Raw genomic sequence first — 19953 nt, 5'->3', positions numbered from 1 at the left:
TATGAGCGATTTAAAACAACCTTTATGGACTAAAAATTTCATATTAGTCAGCGCAATTAACTTTCAATTGGTACTGATCTTTTATCTTTTGGTGATTGTGATTGTTGGCTATTCCGTTGCTGAACTTGGCGCATCTACAGCACAAGCAGGTTTAGTTTCAGGTCTATTCATTATTGGTACGCTCATTGGGCGTTTTTTAGTGGGTAAGTTTCTCGCACGATTTGGTCAAAAACTTACATTACTTTCAGGTTTAACAGGATTTCTACTGTTTTCTGGGCTGTATTTTATAAAATTTGATTTAGGCATGCTTTTGCTTGTTCGCTTTATGCATGGCTTTATGATGGGCGTAGCATCTACCGTGTTGGGAACCATTATTGCGCAAATTATTCCTGCAACACGGCGTGGTGAAGGTATTGGTTATTACAGTTTAAGTAGTACTTTAGGTACTGCAATTGGTCCATTTTTAGCAATTTGGATGATGCTACATATTGGTTATGAAGCAATTTTTGCCATTTCAAGTGTAATTGCTTTCACATGCTTAATTGTGGCACTTGGCATTAATATTCCTACGCATATCACATCGAATAAAGCTGTTTCTGTTAAATCTTATAAAAAAGAAAGTTGGTTATCTCAATTTATTGAAATTAAAGCCTTACCTATTGCTATGATTATGTTTTTAGCATCTATTTGTTATTCAGGTGTTTTATCATTTATCAGCTTTTATGCAAAAGAAGTAAATTTGGTTGAAGCTGCCTCTTTATTTTTTCTGATGTACGCCATTGCTATTATGGCTTCTCGCCCATTTACAGGTCCATTGATGGATCGTAAAGGTGAAAACATCATCATGTATCCTGCTTTTATTATTATGGCTGTCGGACTTATTCTACTCAGCTTTAGCCATGAATCTTGGATGTTATTACTCAGTGCTGCTTTACTTGGTTTAGGTTACGGTAATATTCAATCTGTTTGCCAAACAGTCGCTGTAAAAAGTACTTCTGTAGAACGCATGGGATTTGCCACATCTACCTTCTTTATTTTCTTAGATGCAGGCTTAGGTTTTGGACCATATTTCTTAGGGATCGCACTGAATTCAATCAGCTTTGCAGAACTTTATTTGTATAGCAGTTTTGCAGTCTTTACTTGTATTGCGGTGTATTACCTTTTACACGGAAAAGCTTCAGCAAAAACAAGAAAAGCTTAAATTTATAAACTAAAAAGAGGTCAATAGACCTCTTTTTTATTTCACATTTCAATAAATTATTTATTTAAATACCTTAAAACGCTCAGCATCATCTAAATATTCTTTTGTACGAGCTTCTCCTTCCACAGAGCCAAATACCAATTGCGCACGTAGTTGCCAGCTTTTCGGAATATCCCACTCTGCATGAACTTGTTCATCTACAATTGGGTTGTAATGCTGTAGCGATGCGCCTAAACCTTCTGTACTTAATGCCGTCCAAGTTGCAAATTGAGCAATAGCGGTTGAATGCTCCGCCCAAATTGGGAAGTTTTCCGCATAAGATGGGAAGCCTTCTTGCAAACCTTTTACTGTATCTAGGTTCTCAAAGAATAAAACAGTACCTACGCCTGCAGCAAATGTGTCAATTTTAGCCGCAGATTTTTCAGCTGATGCTTCATCTTTAGCGCATGCTTTTAAAGTTTCTTTAACAAAATTCCAGAACTTTTCATGTTCTGTATTAAATAAAATCACTGCACGTGAAGATTGTGAATTGAATGATGATGGACTTTGCTTAATCGTATTTTGAATCAAGTCTGTTAAATATTCAGGAGATTGTTCTACATTCTTACCAATGGCATAAATAGAACGACGTTTTGAAATGAGGTCTAAAAACTGATTCGACATTATAAAATCCTTAAATACGCTATCTTTGTTAGATAATTTTTCACACATTCAACAATGAAAATTTCATTGAATCTTCAACTATAACAACATAAGCAAAAACGGTTCTTTTTACTATTTTATTTTCTTTATATGCTTATATTTCAGCTCAATAAGCGTATTTATTTAAAAAAAATCCTCCATTTAGGAGGATTTGATTATTCTAAATTAAAGAGTTAACTCATTTAGAATTTTGCGTTTAATACATTTTCTGAAACTTTGCTTTTCCAAAGATCACGTAATACGGGTAAATAGAATTTTTCACCTAAATCTACCAATTCTGCATCAATGAATGCATTCACTTCGTGCATAAATAAATAGTCTAAATCTACTGATGAAAGTTTCACTTGTGACTTTTTGTATTCTTTCACTTTTTGCTGTGCTTTTTTCACTAAGCTATCTGCAAAAGATTTATCTTTATATTGTGAAATTGCATTTAAGCGTAATTCGATTACACCCCAACCACTCAATAACATTTTGAATGTTTCAAAGTCAGCAGTAGTCGATTCCCAAGTCATTTCATCTAAGTTTTCACTTTCAGGTAAAACTGGAAGTAATAGTTCCATTACACTTGGGAAAATCTTTTTGAAACTTAAAACAAATTTAACAGGATGTTCACCTGGATAATCTTTAAATTGAACCTTTTTTTGAACATCTGTTAAATAAATATCGAGCATTGAAAATTTCCTAAATTGATTACTGTTGTAAGTAGACAGCAGTAATTTAAAACGAGGCGCATTTTAACAATTATGGCGTACGAATCAAAGTAAAAAAGTCCGAACTTGAGACTTTGTTTTCTTTCTCCCAATAATTGTCATATATAAAAAATTCGATAAGCTATTTTGACTCAACCCAAATATCAATTTAGCTCTGTTAAATAATTCTTACAAAACTTTGAAAATAGCTTGTATTAAATTTCCATCATGTACACACCCAATAGCTAACAATAATATTAAAGTGAATTTTAATGTTATTTTTTATTACTTTATCGAGAAATTACTACTCACCATTAAATACATAACGTAAAATCAAATTTAATGCTTTCAATTAAAATCATCAATATAACCAATAAGTTCCAAAAATATTTACTATACAACCATCAAGGAATAAATATGAAAAATATTATATGTACAACTATAGTAGCGCTATCTTTTTCAGGATTTGCAAATGCAAATAATGGTGTTTATACATCATTAAAAGCAGGAATTAGTGATACTAAATTAAAAAACAATGAAATTAATTATAATACTAGTACAGCAACTGGTAGCGAAACTCACCAAATTGAAAATCAAACTAAAGCTATATATCCAAATATTGCAGTCGCTGTAGGTTACGACTTTAGTGCAATAAGTCCTGTCAATGTTCGAGCTGAATTAGAATATACTTACAAAGATAAAACCACATTTGATACAAATGCATCTAGTATCCGTACACATAACTCTTATACAGAAAATGTATCAACACCATATACAAATACATTAACAACTCAATCATTAATGTTAAATGGTTATTATGATTTTAAAAATCAATCAAAATTCACACCCTATATAAGTGCAGGTGTTGGTATGACTCGAATTAAAAATAATTTAAAAAATACAAACTACCCTGATAATGAATATTCTTTCTCAAAATCTGACAATCAATTCACATGGGCAGCTGGTTTAGGTATTGCTTATAATCTTTCACAAAATGTAGCTCTAGATTTAAGCTATCGCTATATTGATGCTGGTAAATTTGAGTTTAAGCATGATCATTCCGCAGTTGAGAACACCTTAGTAAATTTCAAACAAACATCAAATGATTTCGCTGCAGGTATTCGATATAACTTTTAAAACTTAAAAATAAAAAGCCCTCACATCGAGGGCTTTTTATTTTATTCAATATCACTTCACATTGGGTGAAATCATTTGCTCTGGTCTTACCACCTCATGAATATCCATTTGGAACGATATTTTTAAAATAATCCTTTAATAAAAAAGAAAACTCGACTGGTTAGAAAACAACCGTGCCTAGCATTATCTGTGTTTCAATCGTACAAATTTATTTCTGTTTACTTGTATCAGGTGCGTGCATTGCTGAATTAAGCAAATCTCGCTCCTTATTCATTTCCACCTGATAACAAACATCTTTACTTATACCTTTAGCTTCACATTTAGCCATTCTTTCATCAAGTGTTGGAAAAATCGCACAAGATGTAACTGTTAATGAAACAACAACTAGAGCAAAAAAATTAATATTCATTAAGCTACCTTTATTTAATTGATAATAATTAAGCTCAATTATGAAAAACAATTAAGCATATATCCATACTAACTATATGGGTATTTTGTAATCATTAAAATAAGACATCTTCAATTCCTACAGGTGTAAAATATAAATTTTAAGTAGTTACAATTTTTAATAACTTAATTCAAGACCAATATCATTATTGAGTCAGTCATTATATGAAATTCGCCTTATTCTAAACGTAATAGAAAAGCCCTCACTTAGAGGGCTTTTCTATTTAATTCAAATCACTTCACATTGGGTGAAATCATTTGCTCTGGTCTTACCACCTCATCAAACTGCTCTGCGGTTACCAAATTAAGTTCTACAGCAACCTGCTTTAAAGTTTTATTTTCCTTATAAGCAGTTTTCGCTACTTTTGCCGCATTTTCATAACCAATTACAGGGTTTAAAGCCGTTACAAGCATTAAAGAATTATGTAAAAAATCATCAATTTTATCTTTGTTTGGCTCAATACCTACAGCACAATGATCATTAAAACTATTACACGCATCACCCAATAACTGAATTGATTGTAAAAGGTTAAATGCAATAACAGGCATAAATACGTTTAACTCAAAATTACCCGAAGCACCTGCAACATTAATGGTTGTATCATTACCCAAAACTTGAGCAACCACCATCGTCATCGCTTCACTTTGAGTTGGATTCACCTTACCTGGCATAATACTTGAACCAGGCTCATTTTCAGGAATACGAAGCTCACCAAAACCACAACGCGGACCACTTGCTAACCAACGAATATCATTGGCAATTTTATTTAAACTTACAGCCAAAGTTTTTAAAGCACCCGAAGCAAATACAGCGGCATCACGCCCTGCTAAAGCTTCAAATTTATTGGGCGCAGTCACAAAAGGTAAACCTGTTAAAGCTCCCAATTGATCTGCTGCTTTAACTGCATAATCTACATGTGCATTTAAACCTGTACCAACTGCTGTACCGCCTAAAGGTAATTCATATAAACCTGTTAAAGCTTGTTGTAAGCGTTTTAGCCCATGATCAAGTTGAGATACATATCCACTAAATTCCTGCCCCAAAGTTAAAGGCGTGGCATCTTGTAAATGCGTACGACCAATTTTCACAATATCTGAAAATTCTTTTGATTTTTGATCTAAAGTGTCACGTAAACGCGTAACCGCAGGAATTAAAAGCTCGTTAATTTGTAAACTTGCCGCCACATGAATAGCCGTTGGGAAAGAGTCATTTGTAGATTGCGCACGATTCACGTGATCATTAGGATGTACAGGCTTTTGCGCACCTAAAGGATTGCCCAATTTTTGATTGGCAATATTGGCAATAACTTCATTACAGTTCATATTACTTTGTGTACCTGAACCTGTTTGCCAAACCACTAAAGGAAATTGTGAATCCCACTTTCCTGCAATCACTTCATCCGCCGCACCCACAATATATTGTGCAAGTTCTTCAGGAATTTGATTAAGTTCTGCATTGGTGATTGCCGCTGCTTTTTTCACCAAACCCATGGCACGAATCATAGGACGTGGTAAACGCTCTTGACCAATTTTGAAATTCTGTAAGCTGCGTTGAGTTTGTGCCCCCCACATTGCTTCACTTGGAACTTCAACATCACCCATTGTGTCATGCTCAATACGTGTTTGCATTTACTACCCCTATATTCTTTTGTTTAATTGTTGCGTTGGCTACTTCAACAAATCTTGCTTACATTTGATCTTATTTAAAAAGCAACAAATTGTAAATGATAATTATTTACAATAACTCATTTATTAAGCATTTAACTGCTTTTGGAAAAATAGCCATTCATCTTCAATCATGTTTTGAATAGATTTTTGAGCTTGCCAGTTTAATATTCTTTTGGCTTTTTCAGAAGATGTTCCTATTTGAGATATCTCCTCACCATCATCTATATCAAGATCCACCGTTAGAATAGGCGTACCCGTAACCTTAGAAACATTATCTAAAAGCTGCTGAATTGAACTAAGTTCACCACCTACATTAAAAATTTCATAGACATTATTTTGATAATAAAGCCATTGCAAAGAAAGACTGACAATCGAGCACACATCCATCACATGTACAAAACTTCTTTCTACAGTTTGATCTTGAGTTTTGGCTTGTTTACGCAACTCAATATATTCGCGTTGTCCTGCTGCAACTTGCATTGCTAAAGGCAAAATATTTTTTGGAAATGGACGTATTAACTCACCTAAAACAGTATATTCAAAAGCCCCTGCTACATTACCCAACCGAAGATTGACAATTTTCCATTCAGGGTCTGTGATGTAAGTATCTTTTAGAATTTCCTCCGCCATTTGCTGAGATTTAACATAGGGATTATTAAAATGATAATTAAATGAATCTTCTTCTTTTAAGTCTAAACTAGATGTTCCATATACAGCCAAACTTGATAAATGAACCAAACTACGAACACCTGTACGCTGCATGGCGCGTAATAAGCTCATCATGCAACTTACATTGGCATTGTAATATTCAAGTGGTTTAAGTAAAGATTCTGTTAATGATTTAAAACCTGCTGCATGAACTACACTGTCTACGGCATATTGCTGAAAAACGCTCATTAAGGCAGGCGTGTTTCGTACATCAACTTTAGCAAAAGGAATGCTCATACCTGTAATCGATTCTAAGCGCTCTAAGTTACTCATATCGGTATTCGATAAATTATCGACAATAAGTACTTCTTGCCCTTGTGCCATTAGGCTTAAAGCAATATGAGAACCTATAAAGCCTAATCCACCTGTCACTAAAATCATTGTATACTACCTTTTTCTTATCAAGTCAGAATGTCTCCCTATCGTTGGAAACTGTTCATGTGTGAATTTCGATGAGTACTTTATTACTAATAACGTCTGCACCAACTTCTGTTCAAGCTTGGCATGCCTTAGGTTTAGCTCAAGCTTTACAAAGTAAAAATGAAGATTTTCGTGTTTTCTTCTATCAAGATGGCGTCTCTGTTGCCAATGAACTGCAATGGGTTCCAGATGACCAAAGAAACTTAAAAGCTGAATGGCAAAAGCTATCTATTCGTTTGCCTGTATGTGTCAGTGCTGCGCTTGCACGTGGAATTTGCGATGAAGAAAATGCAAAAAGACATCAACTTAGTCAGCACAATTTGGCACAAGGTTTCGAATTAGTAGGCTTAGGTGAGCTTGCCGATGCAGTTCAATCTACAGATCGTCTACTTCAATTCTAATCTTTTTTTAACCCAAACTTGTTGCATTTAAAAGGTAAATTGTGTGAAAAATGTACTCATAATTTTAACTCAAGCCAATTTAGCAAGCTCACAAACACATGAAAGTTTATCTGCAACAATGGTTCTAGCAACCTTTGGATGTGAAGTTAAAGTTGTTTTGCAAGATGCAGCGCTAAGCCTTCTTCAATCAGATTTACAGTTCGATCAACTAAAACATGTATTTAAAGTTGCATCTAATATGGTCGATAGTTTTGAGTTTTATGATTTAAGCCCTATTTTTGTAGAAAGTGAAAATCAGGATTCTTTTTTTGTAAAAAATAGCACTCAAAATATTGAATTTATTGAGCTAAATACTGAATATATTCAAAAATTTGATCATGTATTGTATTGGTGAAAAGGGACAATGTAATGACAAACAATACACTTTATTTAGTCCAATCAAGCTTCAATACAACCCCTGCCATGCTGAAAAAGCTTAAACAACTTTATGCTGAAAATGATGCTGTAGTTTTAATGGGTGAAGCTGTTTTACATCAAAATGCTGAATTTATTCAAAATTTAGATCATGTTTATGTTTTAGAAACTGAAGCTGAAAATTTAGCGCAAAGTGATTTAGCAAATATTCAAGTAATTTCATATGCACAATTTGCAGACGTGGTCTTAAATTTTAAGCGTAGTATTCGTTTACAATAACCCATCTATCACAATATTTTTTGACAAGTTTAAAGGCAATTTATGAGTTTAGAATTGGATCAAGATGGTCACTTAGTTGATTACACCATTTGGAATGAAGATGTTGCACAGGAACTTGCAAATTCACTAGATTTAGAACTCACAGCATGGCATTTTGAAATACTCAATGCGGTACGTCAGTTTTACGCACAATTTGGGCACTCTCCTGCAACACGCCCAATGATTAAGTTTTTAATGAAAACGGTTGGTCCCGAAACAGATAATGCGATGCTTCAGGACAAATTTAAAACAGGTTTAGTCGCGCGTCATTTAAGCCGTTTAGCAGGTATTCCAAAACCTGCAAATTGTTTATAAACAAAAAGTTTAAATTAAAAAAGCACCCAATTGGGTGCTTTTTATATGGCTTAGATTCAATACTTATCCAAAGAAACCAATGGAAAGTTGAATGACCACGGCATTTACGATATCAACAAAAAAAGCACCCGTGAGTGGAATCACCAAAAAGGCTCTATGCGATGGACCATAAGTATTGGTTACTGCTTGAATATTAGCAATTGCCGTTGGTGTTGCCCCTAAGTTCACACCACATTGCCCTGCGCAAAGTACCGCAGCATCGTAATTACTCCCCATCACCCTAAAGGTCACGAAGTAAAGATAGAGCGCCAATAAAATAGTCTGAGCAATAAGAATAATCACCAATGGACCTGCCAAATCTGCAAGCATCCAAAGCTGCAATGACATAAGAGCCATAGCTAAAAATAATGACAATGAACCGTTACCAAATACATCGATACAACGGTCAAACATCTCAATTTTGAAAATATGTTCAAAAATATTACGTAAAACCACACCGCACATTAAAGCCCAAACAAAGGTCGGAAGTTCAAACCATTGACCTTTTGCAAATGTAGCCATGAAATATGCAAAACAAATACAGGTCGCAAACATCCCCATTGTTTTCACTGCATCATCAGCAGTAATTAAACGTGTTTTTTCAGGATATTCGAATGGCGCTGTTTCAGATGCTGGTGGTGCTTCATTACGCCCTGTTTCAGAAACAATTTCTTCAGCAAGCTTGAAGCGACGAATCAGGAATTTTGCCACAGGCCCACCCATCATACCGCCAATGACTAAACCAAATGTTGCACTAGCCATACCTAAAACAACTGCGCCTTGTATGCCATGATCTTGCTCGAATACTGTTCCCCATGCACCTGCTGTACCATGTCCACCTGTTAAGGTTACCGAACCTGTAATTAAACCAATTAAAGGATCTAAGCCCAACATTTTGGCTAAACTAATACCCAATGCATTTTGCAGCAGTACAAAAATAACAACACAGACAAGAAAAACGACTAAGGTTTTTCCTCCCTCTTTTAATTTACCTAAACTCGCGCTCAAACCAACAGAGGTGAAAAACATCAGCATGAAGATTTGTTGAATTTGCGCATCAAAATTCACGGTAATATTAAATTGCTTAAATAAGATATAAGTCACTACAGCAGCGACCAAACCACCTGCAACTGGTTCTGGAATATTGTATTTCTTTAAAATGCTCAGTTTATGAACGCACACATACCCAATTAAAAGAACCAACACTGCAATGACAATCGTCATAAAGGCATCAAGTTGATAATCCATCTCATATCCTTCTTATATTTCCTATACTTATATACAAATAATGGATTTTTTTCTGCTTTAAAAATGTAACTTTCGATATAAAATTTAGTCAATTAATCTATTTTCTAATCATAAAGCATAAAAAAAGCACCGAATTCGGTGCTTTTTTTAGCTCAAATAACTTACTTTTTAGCAGGAACAGATGCTTCAGTCGTAATATTTACTGTGATCTTATCACCCACATTTGGCACATATGCACCTACACCAAATGCAGAACGATCGAACGATGTTGTTGCATTAAAGCCAATAGTTTCTAGCTTAGACATTGGATGTACAGCTTGTTTATTTAATACAGCATCTAGAACAACAGGCTTAGTCACATCTTTAATCGTTAAGTTACCTGTAATTTTGAAATTCTTTTTGTCTGTTGTTTCTACTTTTGTACTTTTAAAAGTAATGGTAGGATATTTTGCAGCATCAAAGAAATCTGCTGTTTTTAAATGATCATCTAAAGCTTTTACATTTGTATTTAAGCTAGCAAGTGGAATGGTCACATTTACAGATGATTTTTCTGGCTTCGCGTTATCGACATTAATTGTACCTTGAATGTCACTAAAGTTAGCAGATGGCGTAGAAAAACCAAAATGATTCCAATTAAATACAGTTGCTGTATGCGTTGGGTCAATTTGGTAAGCAACAGGTTTTGCCATTGAAAGTGTTGCAGCCGAAGCAAGTGCCAAACCTAAAGAAAGTGCTTTAAAATTCATTTTGTTAATCCCTCAATCGAATAATCATTAGTCTATAGATATTATTTACAAATACATTGATAAAGATAAAACGATTTGTTGCAACTATAGAACGATTAATCGTTGATTTTTTGTAAATAAATACCTGAATTCCATAATAAAAATATGTGATTATTACAACCCTTTATTTTCATGCGTTTCATGAAGCCATGCGTTATAAATACATTATTTTTTTATTAAACATTCAATATATAATTCACCTAATACTTACACAACTTCACGAAATACGCTCATTATCTTCTTTATCATTTACATATAAGTCAAATAAATATCAGGCGTATTATGAAGAAGTTTCTTAAATATCTAGTTATTCTGATCATTGTATTATTCATTATTGGGCTCATTTTCTTATTCAGACCTATTGCATCCAAATCTGTTAAATCTACAGCCAATGAAAAAGTTGTAGATGTTGTGCTTATTGGTGGCGGTATTATGAGCGCAACATTGGGTACTTACTTGAGTGAGCTTGAACCCGACTGGAATATTCAAATGTATGAACGTTTGGATGCAGTTGCTCAAGAAAGCTCAAAAGGTTTAAACAATGCAGGTACAGGTCACTCTGGTTTTATGGAGATGAACTATACTCCTGAAAAAGATGGCAAAATTGATATTAAAAAGGCAATTGATACAGCATCTCAATTTGAAGTGAGTAAGGAATTCTGGTCTTATCAAGTGAAAAATGGCGTACTTGGTCAACCAACAAGCTTTATTAATCCTGTTCCTCATATTGCTTTTGTGTGGGGCGATAGCGTTCCATATATGAAAAAACGCTATGAAGCGATGACTCAAAACCCAATGTTTGAAGGAATGAAATATTCAGATAATCCTGAAGAAATTAAGCAATGGGCGCCTTTGGTTATGCAAGGTCGTGATGCTTCACAAAAAGTTGCAGCAACACGCATGGATGTTGGTTCAGATGTGAACTATGGTTCTATTACGACTCAATTAGTGAATAACCTGAACAAACAGCCACAATTTAAACTTGAAACATCAACTGAAGTGACAGGTATTAGCCGTAACGATGACAATACTTGGACTGTTTCTGTTAAAAACTTGAAAACGAATACAACAAGTCATGTGAAATCTAAATTTGTATTTATTGGTGCAGGCGGTGCAGCAATTCGTTTGCTTCAAATGACAGGTTTAGAAGAAACTAAACAATATGCAGGCTTCCCTATTGGCGGTATTTTCTTAATGACCGACAACCCGAAAGTAACTGCAATGCACACAGCCAAAGTATATGGTAAGCCTGAATTGGGTGCGCCTCCTATGTCTGTTCCGCATATTGATACACGTTATATTGATGGTAAAAAATATGCGTTATTCGGTCCTTTTGCGACATATTCAAATAAGTTCTTAAAGCATGGTTCACAATTTGATTTAATGGATTCTGCGAATAAAAATAACGTGATTCCTATGGCAACCATTGGTTTAGAGAATTTAGATTTGGTTAAATATTTAATTAGCCAAGTTGCGATGTCTAAGGAAGATCAGTTTAACGAGCTTAAAAAGTATTATCCTGAAGCGAAAATTGAAGATTGGACATTAAACCAAGGTGGTCAGCGTGTTCAAATTATTAAGAAAGTGCCAGGTAAAGATGCAACATTGCAATTTGGTACTGAAATTTTTGCCTCTAAAGATGGTTCTGTAACAGCTTTATTGGGTGCTTCTCCGGGTGCTTCGACTTCTCCTTACATCATGTTAAGTTTGATGGAAAAGGCTTTCCCTGAACAAGTGAAAGGTAAATGGAATGGCAAGTTACATGAAATTGTTCGTTCTTATGGGCAAGATTTAAGTGCTAACCCTGCTCTTTTAGATCAAGTTCGTACTTATACAAGTTCAACTTTAGGTTTGAATTATACGCCTACGCGTCATGCGGCAAATGATTCTACTGCGGTTGTTCCTGCTGTTGCGAATGCGAAATAATTAATTTCCAATTCAACAAAAAAGATGAGCTTCGGCTCATCTTTTTTGTTGCTTTAAATAGTGTGATTATTCGATGTCATAGACCCACTTTTTGGCTTGTAGATCGGTTGTATCTTCACACACGTAGTAGTCATGATTCCATGAATCTGGATGGAAGATTTCAAGTTTTCGGTAAGTCACATTTTTAGACTTTTCGACACAGACAAAGCTGTCGCCTTGGTCTTTGACTTGGGTTCCATTGAGAAAACCACCAATACAGAGGAATCGAGATTGTTTTGCCATTGTTACATCAACTTGTTCAATCATTTTTCAATGTGAGGATTAAACGATTTATTAAGTGAGGTGTAAAGTACAAGGAATCCTTTATCACCCATATACCCACTTATATTAAGCTACTTCCCGTATATCAGCATACAACCTACTAATACTCTTATATAAATCAGCTAAATAATTAATAGACATATCGACAAGAGGCTCGAACATAAAAGAATTGATGTGAATATGTTCAGGTGTTATTAAATTAACTTTATTTATTGACTTTAATATCCTTTTATCCAATCCTTTATTTACACATAACTTATACAGTTGCGAAGTTTGATTTGTTTCAATGGAATTAACTTCTTCTGGATCAAGTTTTGAAAGCATAAACATTTCAGCTTTTAATCTGCAAGCAATTGCCAAAACTAATTTATCTTCTAAATCAATAGAATGCTCTGAAATATTATTTAGAATTAAATCACTTTCCTCAAAAACCATATCAAGATAATTCTTATCTTGAAAATCCAAAACAATATCAGATTTAGATCTCAATACTCTTATTAGATATTCGTGAATATCACATACTTTTATTTCACTTGTAGTAGACTTAATATGTAAACAGCTTGTTAAAAAAGTTTTACCTTCTTCATCAGATAAATAGTCAAATAGGTTTCGAATAAAAGGAATTAATCCTATAAAATTTTTACGAATTTTATATTTTTTTACGAAAACATTATTAAAGACATCTTTTGTATACTTACCTGCAAAAAGTTTAACTTTTCCTTCATTACATTTACTCGCCATAAATCCACGTTCTTGAATTAACAACCTACTATGTAATGTTCTGTAGAAATCAAAATTATGTGTAAGTATTAATGCATTAACGCTAGGATTTTCTAATAAATCCTTAATATATTCTATAATTGCATACTTATTTTTATAATCAAAAGAATCAGCAACATCATCAAAAATAAGCATAAGTTCTTGACCATCACTCAGACGAGACTCAATTTCAAACAAAAATTTCAAAATAAAATATGCTCTACTTTCCCCTCGGCTTAACAGATTCAGAAGGGTTGTTTCATTATTATCTTCTAACTTGCTTCCTTTATAAGTAAATGTCAATTTGGGTACTGCACTCTGAAGAATTATATCTGATTGATTTTCAAGACCAACTGTAAATGGAACGTAAAATCTTGAATTAAATAGCTCTATTGTTTCTTTCCATTTTTCAATTTCTGCATTTGCACTACTGATAATAGCTTTTAGTTCATTTTTTCTAATTTTATATAATTCTACTATTCGATTACTTTCATTTTTTATATCTGATATATAACTTAACCAGATATACTTCCTAAACCCCTCATAATTTTTTAATTCTATTAGCAAAGTTTGATCTTTTTCAATCACATTTTTAAAAGATCTCAATGCTGGATTTTTAGATAATGCATTATCAATTTTTGCAAACATTTTTAATAGTTTTTCATCTTTTAAAATTTGATCCATTTCATTTTTAATTAAAGTAGTGAAATCATCTTTTGAAGAAATAATTTCATCTGTACTTAAACTAATAGTATGACCTGCTTCAAAAAAAGAATTATCACTAACTGATTCAAGAAGACTATTGGCTTGCAAAGTACCAAAAGAATTATCTGATTTTCTAAAAAAATTAGATTTTGTAAGCAGTTCATTATAACGCTGAAAATAATCATCAAGTAGGGATTCATTGTCACTTATAAATACTTTTACCTTATTTGTCTTATCAAAAACATCATTATACTTAAAGTCATAGCTCTGATATTCCTTTCCTAAAAGAACGTCTATTCTCTCTAAATAATCAAAAATTGTTTCACCATCTTCAAATGCTGATTTCATCTCAGATTCACAATCAGTACTTCTAGACTGTTTTCTTAAAATAGTAATAAACCTATTTTTTTCTTCTGATAATTCATCATAAATTTCCTCATATCTCCTTTTTAGATCACTACTTGCTATAAATTTTGTTATCGATTTCACGGTATCTTTATTATTCGCATTTATAACTAATATGCTATTTTTATCAATAGGTTCATTATTTATTTGAATATCGACAACAGGAACTTTTTCTATAAACACTCTATCTTTTATCTCATTTTTTTTATCTGCTGACAAAAGCTCAAATACATTTGATAAGGACGTTTTCATTGTTCCATTAGGTGCATATATTAATTGAACATTTTTATCAGTTGAAAACTTAAAGTCATGTTTCAACTCCCCGATACCAAAACAATTTTCCAAATTTATTTTTAAAATTTTATTCATTTTTTATACTCAAAAAATAAGGGCTGATTAATCAGCCCTTATTTTTAACTCATATTACTTTAATTTTCAACAAATTAAGACAATTGAGCAGCAGCAATTTTCTTCGTATCAACATCTTTAGCAGCGTCTGTATAGTCGCCCATTTTGTCGAAGCTTAAATATTGGTAAATATCAGCAGACATGCTGTCAATTTGAGCAGCATATTCTTGATATTCAGCAGGTGTTGGTAATTTACCAAGTACCGCAGCAACAGAAGCAAGTTCAGCAGAAGCTAAGTAAACGTTAGCACCTTGACCTAAACGGTTCGGGAAGTTACGAGTAGAAGTCGAAACACAAGTTGTGTTCGGAGCTACACGTGCTTGGTTACCCATACATAATGAACAACCTGGCATTTCAGTACGCGCGCCAGCTTTACCATAAATGTTATAGAAACCTTCTTCCATCAATTGGTGTTCATCCATACGAGTTGGAGGAGCAATCCAAAGACGAGTATTCAACACGCCACCAGGAACTTTCTCAAGCAACTTACCAGTTGCACGGAAATGACCAATGTTTGTCATACATGAACCAACGAATACTTCGTCAATTTTCACGCCTTGAACGTCAGATAACAATTTCGCGTCATCTGGATCATTTGGACAGCAAAGAACAGGTTCAGTAATTGTAGCAAGGTCAATTTCATACACTTTAGTGTATTCAGCATCAGCATCAGCTTTAAGAAGTGATGGATTCGCTAACCATTTTTCCATGTTCTCAACACGACGAGCCATAGTACGCGCATCGCCATAACCTTCAGAAATCATCCACTTAAGCATAGTGATGTTTGAACGAAGGTATTCAGCAACTTTCTCTTCAGAAAGTGTGATAGAACAACCAGCAGCTGAACGTTCAGCAGAAGCATCAGAAAGTTCGAATGCTTGCTCAACAGTTAAGTCAGTTTCCATTTCTGTTAAGTCGATTTCTAGAATACGACCAGAGAAGATGTTTTTCTTACCTTTCTTCTCTACAGTTAAGTCACCTTGCTGAATCGCAACGTAAGGAATTGCATGTACTAGGTCACGTAGTGTGATACCAGGCTGCATTTTACCTTTGAACTTAACAAGAACAGATTCAGGCATGTCAAGTGGCATAACACCAGTTGCAGCAGCGAATGCTACAAGACCAGAACCCGCAGGGAATGAAATACCAATTGGGAAACGAGTATGCGAGTCACCACCAGTACCAACGGTATCTGGAAGAAGCATACGGTTTAACCAAGAGTGAATAATACCGTCACCTGGGCGTAAAGACACACCACCACGGTTCATGATGAAATCAGGAAGCGAGTGTTGCATTTGAACGTCAACTGGTTTTGGATAAGCAGCTGTATGACAGAAAGATTGCATAACAAGATCAGCAGAGAAGCCTAGGCAAGCCAAGTCTTTCAATTCGTCACGAGTCATAGGACCTGTAGTATCTTGCGAACCTACAGTTGTCATGCGTGGTTCGCAGTAAGTACCCGGAAGTACACCTTGACCTTCAGGAAGACCACAAGCGCGACCAACCATTTTCTGTGCTTGAGTAAAACCTTTGCCTGTAGCAGCAGGTTGAACAGGAACACGGAATAAAGTAGAAGGTGCAAGACCTAATTCTTCACGCGCTTTAGTTGTTAAACCACGACCAACGATTAAGTTGATACGACCACCCGCACGAACTTCATCAAGAAGAACTGGAGTTTTAAGTTCAGCTTCAGCAATTACCGCACCGTCTTTAGACGCAGAAACTTTTGCAGCAGCATGATCAATTTTAAGAACGATTTCATCGCCCATGTTCATGTTTGCAACATCAATTTCAATTGGTAACGCGCCTGCATCTTCCATAGTGTTAAAGAAGATTGGAGCGATTTTAGAACCTAGGCAGTAACCACCGTCTTTTTTGTTCGGGATGTGCGCAATGTCATCACCAAAGAACCAAAGAACAGAGTTAGTTGCAGATTTACGAGATGAACCTGTACCAACAACGTCACCAACGTAAGCAACTTGGTTGCCTTTCGCAACGAGTGCTTTGATTTGGTTTAATGGACCAACTTCACCTGGTTTTTCAGGGTTGATACCATCACGTTCGTTTTTCAACATTGCATTTGCATGTAATGGAATATCTGGACGGCTCCAAGCGTCTTGTGCAGGTGACAAGTCGTCTGTGTTAGTTTCGCCAGTTACTTTGAAAACTGTAAGTTTGATTTCTTCAGGAACGTCTTTACGGCTAGTGAACCATTCAGCATCAGCCCAAGATTGAAGAACTGCTTGAGCGTTTTTGTTACCCGCTTTTGCTTTATCTGCAACGTCATGGAACGCATCAAATACAAGAAGAGTTTTCTTCAATGCTTCAGCAGCTAATTCTGCAAGTTCTGCATCATCAAGAAGAGTTACTAAAGGCGCAACGTTATAACCACCAAGCATAGTACCTAGTAAGTAAACAGCGCGTTCTTTAGAAATTAAAGGAGATTTCGCTTCGCCCTTTGCCAATGCAGCCAAAAAAGCAGCTTTAACATAAGCAGCTTGGTCAACACCTGCAGGAATACGGTTTTCAAGCAAATCAACTAAAAATGCTTCTTCACCTGCTGGTGGATTTTTTACTAATTCAACTAATGCAGCTGTTTGAACATCATCAAGTGGCTTCGGTGGGACTCCGAGTGCGGCACGTTCTTCAACGTGTTGGCGGTAAGCTTCTAGCACGGTTTATTCCTCTTCTTTAAAAAATTATCTACAAATTCCAGCCATTCACAGGCTTCGTAAATAATATGGACGACTCGATTTTACTAAAATTCCAGTTAAAAGTTAATGCGCTACAAGTGTTTCTTCGTGATGCTCATTATTTATTAACTAAATGATGCTCATATTGATTATTCGATAAACGAATTGCGATAAATATGTACATCAAAGATATATGTTTAACACTTTTTAGTCAGAAATTAATCATTAAAAAGGCAACATGATGTTGCCCCTTTTGTAAAAAGAATCATATTCAACCTTAGTGTACAGTACTGGTTAAAATATATTGTTCTAAAGTTGCTCTACAACCTTCGAATTTAATCTGAATTTCATCTTCATGCATCATTTTATGCGCTGAACTTGCAAATGAAATTTTGACAGAAAAGAGTTTAGCTTGTTCATCTATAGCATTTTGAATATAGACTTTATCGCCTAAACTTAGCACGTAACTACTACCACAAATAATGGCAACGCCTTGCTCATCTTCTAAGAGCAAATCTGCATTGTGAAGATATTCAACCACTTCCATTCTGCGCTCCTTTTTTATTTGTTATTCACTCTAATATGACAAAAAAAGATAAGCTTTTCTATAAAATTAATTTAGATTTTGTAACTTAGAGCTTGCTTAGGCTATTTTATTATTTATATAAAAAAACCGTTCCTTAGAACGGTTTGTAATCTGGCATTTGATCATGCGGTGTCGCAATACATCTTTCTGTTACTTTTGCTTTAAGTTTATCACGTGAACCTTCAACATCATTTTTCATTTCTGCTACAGGTATTGCGTAAGCTTCATCAATAATTTTTAAAATAAAACCTTTGGTGGTTTCATCATCAATTTTATCTGCATGCTCAATTGCTTTGTCTTTTTCAATGCCGTTTTGACGGTCTAAAACAATAGAACGTGCTGCATTACCAACGCTTGTACAGTAACCGTGCCACTGCTCTTGCGGAGTTAAAGGTTTCTTTTCAGCACAGCCTGTTAATGCAACAAGAATGCTTAAAGCAAGTAACTTTTTCATTCAAAATCTCCTAATCCGCATATCATAATCAAATTTATGTGAAATAAGAAATTTCATGAGCTTTAAATACAAAAAAGCCCCAATTAGAGCTTTTTTAATACTTAAATTAACGTATTTAATCTTTTCACTGTTTACATTCACAATGGAATATTTACACGCTTGTTTTCAATAGATTTGAACAATTTAATCCAATATATAAACAACAAGCATAGAAAATACTAATTCGTGTTTGCTTCTGTTTTAAATAATGGATGTAACGCTCTATAAGCAGTTAAAAGCCTTTTTTCGGTATCTAGGAAGGCTTTATTTTCCTCAGTCCATGTTGATTTTCGCGTATCAAAATCTGAGTTTTTGAGAAACCAATCAGAAACAACGCCATAAATGAATGTGTTATCAGAAAATACAAATTTTGCTGTATTGCGAGCTTTAGCATTAAGAAAAATTTTATGAGTGGGTAAAGAGCCGAATACACCTAACTTTGTATACCGATACTCATACAAATCGACCATAAAAAAAGAATCCAATAACTAATTCTCTATAGTATCTTAATTCGCGAAATTAAACTTATTGGAGTCTTTTTAATACTGAAATAAATATCTTTAAAATTTTACCCGCACGATGCTGTTATAACTTTTTGAGTTATTGGATCAACCGTAACTGTAACACGATCTGAACGATAATCCATGGTGACAGGCTGACCTGGTTTTACAATACGAACTACTGAAGATTTGGTTTTTCCTTTAATTTGCTCTTCTGTTAAATTTTTAAGTCCAACCAGTTTTTTCGCTTCTTCAGATACGCATTCTGCTTGGCTTTTTCTAAAAAATTCCCACTCTTCAATTACTTGCCCGTTTGATAAATGGCAATAGCCAACTTGACCATTCGCTTCATTTTTTATAGACAGTTTCCCGCCTTGCTGTACACAATACTGACTAGCAGGATTAGGCATACCTAACTTAGGTGTGGTGTCTTGTTGAGTTTGTGCCGTTGAACATGCGGTAAGAGATGCAAATAATGCACCGATTAATAATGTTTTTTTCATGGCTTATTATCTACTCGTTAAAACTAAAATTTATCAGATTCCAAATATTTATGTACTGATTATTTGCAATTATTACAGTAAATATTTTTCCCATTATCTCAATATACGACTAAAGTAAATTTATAAATAATCTTAATTACAGTCGGCAAACTTTACTTT

Annotated in this window: 21 protein-coding genes; 7 read left to right on the top strand and 14 right to left on the bottom strand. The window is 34.4% G+C overall.

Translation table 11 applies throughout. The annotated features are described in order from the left end of the window. Nucleotide 1: 1 nt before the first annotated feature. Nucleotides 2–1201: an MFS transporter gene (locus tag GTK57_RS12385; RefSeq protein ID WP_152872860.1), complete on the top strand. Its 1200-nt coding sequence runs from the start codon at nucleotides 2–4 to the stop codon at nucleotides 1199–1201. 60 nt (nucleotides 1202–1261) lie between these two features. Here the strand turns inward: GTK57_RS12385 and GTK57_RS12380 are convergent, their stop codons facing one another. Then, entirely contained in the window at nucleotides 1262–1864 is a 603-nt protein-coding gene (locus GTK57_RS12380; RefSeq protein WP_152872859.1) for a nitroreductase family protein, read from the bottom strand. Nucleotides 1865–2085: 221 nt separating this feature from the next. Then, nucleotides 2086–2577 (bottom strand): hypothetical protein, encoded by a 492-nt coding sequence (locus tag GTK57_RS12375; protein ID WP_152872858.1) that lies wholly within the window; start codon nucleotides 2575–2577, stop codon nucleotides 2086–2088. A 435-nt stretch (nucleotides 2578–3012) separates the two neighbouring features. Here GTK57_RS12375 and GTK57_RS12370 point away from each other — a divergent pair, with 435 nt between their 5' ends. Continuing rightward, a complete protein-coding gene (locus GTK57_RS12370) occupies nucleotides 3013–3732 on the top strand; it encodes an outer membrane protein (RefSeq protein ID WP_163123867.1) in 720 nt (239 codons plus the stop codon). Between the two features lie 208 nt (nucleotides 3733–3940). On the opposite strand, the gene GTK57_RS12365 is transcribed toward GTK57_RS12370, so the two are convergent. The 3 genes from GTK57_RS12365 to GTK57_RS12355 form a co-directional block, all read right to left on the bottom strand. Next, a complete protein-coding gene (locus GTK57_RS12365; RefSeq protein ID WP_152874585.1) occupies nucleotides 3941–4141 on the bottom strand; it encodes a hypothetical protein in 201 nt (66 codons plus the stop codon). A gap of 272 nt (nucleotides 4142–4413) precedes the next feature. Further along, nucleotides 4414–5808, bottom strand: coding sequence for a class II fumarate hydratase (fumC, locus tag GTK57_RS12360; RefSeq protein WP_152874584.1), 1395 nt, complete (start codon nucleotides 5806–5808; stop codon nucleotides 4414–4416). A 123-nt stretch (nucleotides 5809–5931) separates the two neighbouring features. Continuing rightward, on the bottom strand, nucleotides 5932–6936 hold the full coding sequence (locus GTK57_RS12355; RefSeq protein ID WP_152874583.1) for an SDR family NAD(P)-dependent oxidoreductase: 1005 nt from the start codon (nucleotides 6934–6936) through the stop codon (nucleotides 5932–5934). Between the two features lie 71 nt (nucleotides 6937–7007). Between GTK57_RS12355 and tusD the strand changes: the two genes are divergently transcribed. The 4 genes from tusD to GTK57_RS12335 are packed head-to-tail and all read left to right on the top strand — an operon-like array spanning nucleotide 7008 to nucleotide 8423. Further along, entirely contained in the window at nucleotides 7008–7376 is a 369-nt protein-coding gene (gene tusD, locus GTK57_RS12350; RefSeq protein ID WP_152874582.1) for a sulfurtransferase complex subunit TusD, read from the top strand. Between the two features lie 43 nt (nucleotides 7377–7419). Further along, a complete protein-coding gene (locus GTK57_RS12345) occupies nucleotides 7420–7770 on the top strand; it encodes a hypothetical protein (protein ID WP_163123864.1) in 351 nt (116 codons plus the stop codon). Nucleotides 7771–7784: 14 nt separating this feature from the next. Further along, nucleotides 7785–8069 carry a DsrH/TusB family sulfur metabolism protein gene (locus GTK57_RS12340; RefSeq protein ID WP_152874581.1) on the top strand — a complete coding sequence of 95 codons (285 nt, stop codon included), beginning with the start codon at nucleotides 7785–7787 and terminating at the stop codon, nucleotides 8067–8069. Nucleotides 8070–8111: 42 nt separating this feature from the next. Then, nucleotides 8112–8423 (top strand): TusE/DsrC/DsvC family sulfur relay protein, encoded by a 312-nt coding sequence (locus tag GTK57_RS12335; RefSeq protein WP_152874580.1) that lies wholly within the window; start codon nucleotides 8112–8114, stop codon nucleotides 8421–8423. A 63-nt stretch (nucleotides 8424–8486) separates the two neighbouring features. Here GTK57_RS12335 and gltS read toward each other — a convergent pair whose 3' ends face one another. Together gltS and GTK57_RS12325 are read right to left on the bottom strand one after the other, a co-directional pair. Beyond that, entirely contained in the window at nucleotides 8487–9710 is a 1224-nt protein-coding gene (gltS, locus tag GTK57_RS12330; RefSeq protein WP_152874579.1) for a sodium/glutamate symporter, read from the bottom strand. A gap of 161 nt (nucleotides 9711–9871) precedes the next feature. After that, nucleotides 9872–10456: a YceI family protein gene (locus GTK57_RS12325; protein ID WP_152874578.1), complete on the bottom strand. Its 585-nt coding sequence runs from the start codon at nucleotides 10454–10456 to the stop codon at nucleotides 9872–9874. Nucleotides 10457–10777: 321 nt separating this feature from the next. Here GTK57_RS12325 and mqo point away from each other — a divergent pair, with 321 nt between their 5' ends. Continuing rightward, entirely contained in the window at nucleotides 10778–12421 is a 1644-nt protein-coding gene (gene mqo / locus GTK57_RS12320) for a malate dehydrogenase (quinone) (RefSeq protein ID WP_152874577.1), read from the top strand. 66 nt (nucleotides 12422–12487) lie between these two features. Here mqo and GTK57_RS12315 read toward each other — a convergent pair whose 3' ends face one another. The 7 genes from GTK57_RS12315 to GTK57_RS12285 form a co-directional block, all read right to left on the bottom strand. Further along, nucleotides 12488–12703 (bottom strand): hypothetical protein, encoded by a 216-nt coding sequence (locus GTK57_RS12315; RefSeq protein WP_152874589.1) that lies wholly within the window; start codon nucleotides 12701–12703, stop codon nucleotides 12488–12490. 105 nt (nucleotides 12704–12808) lie between these two features. Next, on the bottom strand, nucleotides 12809–14980 hold the full coding sequence (locus GTK57_RS12310) for an ATP-binding protein (RefSeq protein WP_152874576.1): 2172 nt from the start codon (nucleotides 14978–14980) through the stop codon (nucleotides 12809–12811). Between the two features lie 74 nt (nucleotides 14981–15054). Beyond that, a complete protein-coding gene (locus tag GTK57_RS12305) occupies nucleotides 15055–17694 on the bottom strand; it encodes a bifunctional aconitate hydratase 2/2-methylisocitrate dehydratase (protein WP_163123862.1) in 2640 nt (879 codons plus the stop codon). A 295-nt stretch (nucleotides 17695–17989) separates the two neighbouring features. Then, nucleotides 17990–18259, bottom strand: coding sequence for a hypothetical protein (locus tag GTK57_RS12300; RefSeq protein WP_152874575.1), 270 nt, complete (start codon nucleotides 18257–18259; stop codon nucleotides 17990–17992). 133 nt (nucleotides 18260–18392) lie between these two features. Then, nucleotides 18393–18752, bottom strand: coding sequence for a hypothetical protein (locus tag GTK57_RS12295; RefSeq protein WP_152874574.1), 360 nt, complete (start codon nucleotides 18750–18752; stop codon nucleotides 18393–18395). A gap of 218 nt (nucleotides 18753–18970) precedes the next feature. Then, nucleotides 18971–19261, bottom strand: a complete 291-nt coding sequence (locus GTK57_RS12290; protein ID WP_152874573.1) for a hypothetical protein — start codon at nucleotides 19259–19261, stop codon at nucleotides 18971–18973. Nucleotides 19262–19359: 98 nt separating this feature from the next. Beyond that, nucleotides 19360–19794 carry an I78 family peptidase inhibitor gene (locus tag GTK57_RS12285; protein ID WP_152874572.1) on the bottom strand — a complete coding sequence of 145 codons (435 nt, stop codon included), beginning with the start codon at nucleotides 19792–19794 and terminating at the stop codon, nucleotides 19360–19362. Nucleotides 19795–19953: the final 159 nt, after the last annotated feature.

Source organism: Acinetobacter portensis, assembly GCF_010646905.1.
Taxonomy (GTDB): Bacteria; Pseudomonadota; Gammaproteobacteria; order Pseudomonadales; family Moraxellaceae; genus Acinetobacter; species Acinetobacter portensis.
This window is presented reverse-complemented; position numbering and strand designations above follow the sequence as displayed.

What these genes read in the sequence shown, in the direction of transcription:
- GTK57_RS12290 (WP_152874573.1), bottom strand. Translation starts at nt 19,261, where the DNA reads ATGGTCGATTTGTATGAGTATCGGTATACAAAGTTAGGTGTATTCGGC.
- GTK57_RS12295 (WP_152874574.1), bottom strand. Translation starts at nt 18,752, where the DNA reads ATGAAAAAGTTACTTGCTTTAAGCATTCTTGTTGCATTAACAGGCTGT.
- tusD (WP_152874582.1), top strand. Translation starts at nt 7,008, where the DNA reads ATGAGTACTTTATTACTAATAACGTCTGCACCAACTTCTGTTCAAGCT.
- GTK57_RS12365 (WP_152874585.1), bottom strand. Translation starts at nt 4,141, where the DNA reads ATGAATATTAATTTTTTTGCTCTAGTTGTTGTTTCATTAACAGTTACA.
- GTK57_RS12355 (WP_152874583.1), bottom strand. Translation starts at nt 6,936, where the DNA reads ATGATTTTAGTGACAGGTGGATTAGGCTTTATAGGTTCTCATATTGCT.
- GTK57_RS12300 (WP_152874575.1), bottom strand. Translation starts at nt 18,259, where the DNA reads ATGGAAGTGGTTGAATATCTTCACAATGCAGATTTGCTCTTAGAAGAT.
- GTK57_RS12335 (WP_152874580.1), top strand. Translation starts at nt 8,112, where the DNA reads ATGAGTTTAGAATTGGATCAAGATGGTCACTTAGTTGATTACACCATT.
- GTK57_RS12380 (WP_152872859.1), bottom strand. Translation starts at nt 1,864, where the DNA reads ATGTCGAATCAGTTTTTAGACCTCATTTCAAAACGTCGTTCTATTTAT.
- GTK57_RS12370 (WP_163123867.1), top strand. Translation starts at nt 3,013, where the DNA reads ATGAAAAATATTATATGTACAACTATAGTAGCGCTATCTTTTTCAGGA.
- GTK57_RS12385 (WP_152872860.1), top strand. Translation starts at nt 2, where the DNA reads ATGAGCGATTTAAAACAACCTTTATGGACTAAAAATTTCATATTAGTC.
- GTK57_RS12310 (WP_152874576.1), bottom strand. Translation starts at nt 14,980, where the DNA reads ATGAATAAAATTTTAAAAATAAATTTGGAAAATTGTTTTGGTATCGGG.
- GTK57_RS12325 (WP_152874578.1), bottom strand. Translation starts at nt 10,456, where the DNA reads ATGAATTTTAAAGCACTTTCTTTAGGTTTGGCACTTGCTTCGGCTGCA.
- GTK57_RS12315 (WP_152874589.1), bottom strand. Translation starts at nt 12,703, where the DNA reads ATGGCAAAACAATCTCGATTCCTCTGTATTGGTGGTTTTCTCAATGGA.
- fumC (WP_152874584.1), bottom strand. Translation starts at nt 5,808, where the DNA reads ATGCAAACACGTATTGAGCATGACACAATGGGTGATGTTGAAGTTCCA.
- GTK57_RS12340 (WP_152874581.1), top strand. Translation starts at nt 7,785, where the DNA reads ATGACAAACAATACACTTTATTTAGTCCAATCAAGCTTCAATACAACC.
- gltS (WP_152874579.1), bottom strand. Translation starts at nt 9,710, where the DNA reads ATGGATTATCAACTTGATGCCTTTATGACGATTGTCATTGCAGTGTTG.
- mqo (WP_152874577.1), top strand. Translation starts at nt 10,778, where the DNA reads ATGAAGAAGTTTCTTAAATATCTAGTTATTCTGATCATTGTATTATTC.
- GTK57_RS12285 (WP_152874572.1), bottom strand. Translation starts at nt 19,794, where the DNA reads ATGAAAAAAACATTATTAATCGGTGCATTATTTGCATCTCTTACCGCA.
- GTK57_RS12375 (WP_152872858.1), bottom strand. Translation starts at nt 2,577, where the DNA reads ATGCTCGATATTTATTTAACAGATGTTCAAAAAAAGGTTCAATTTAAA.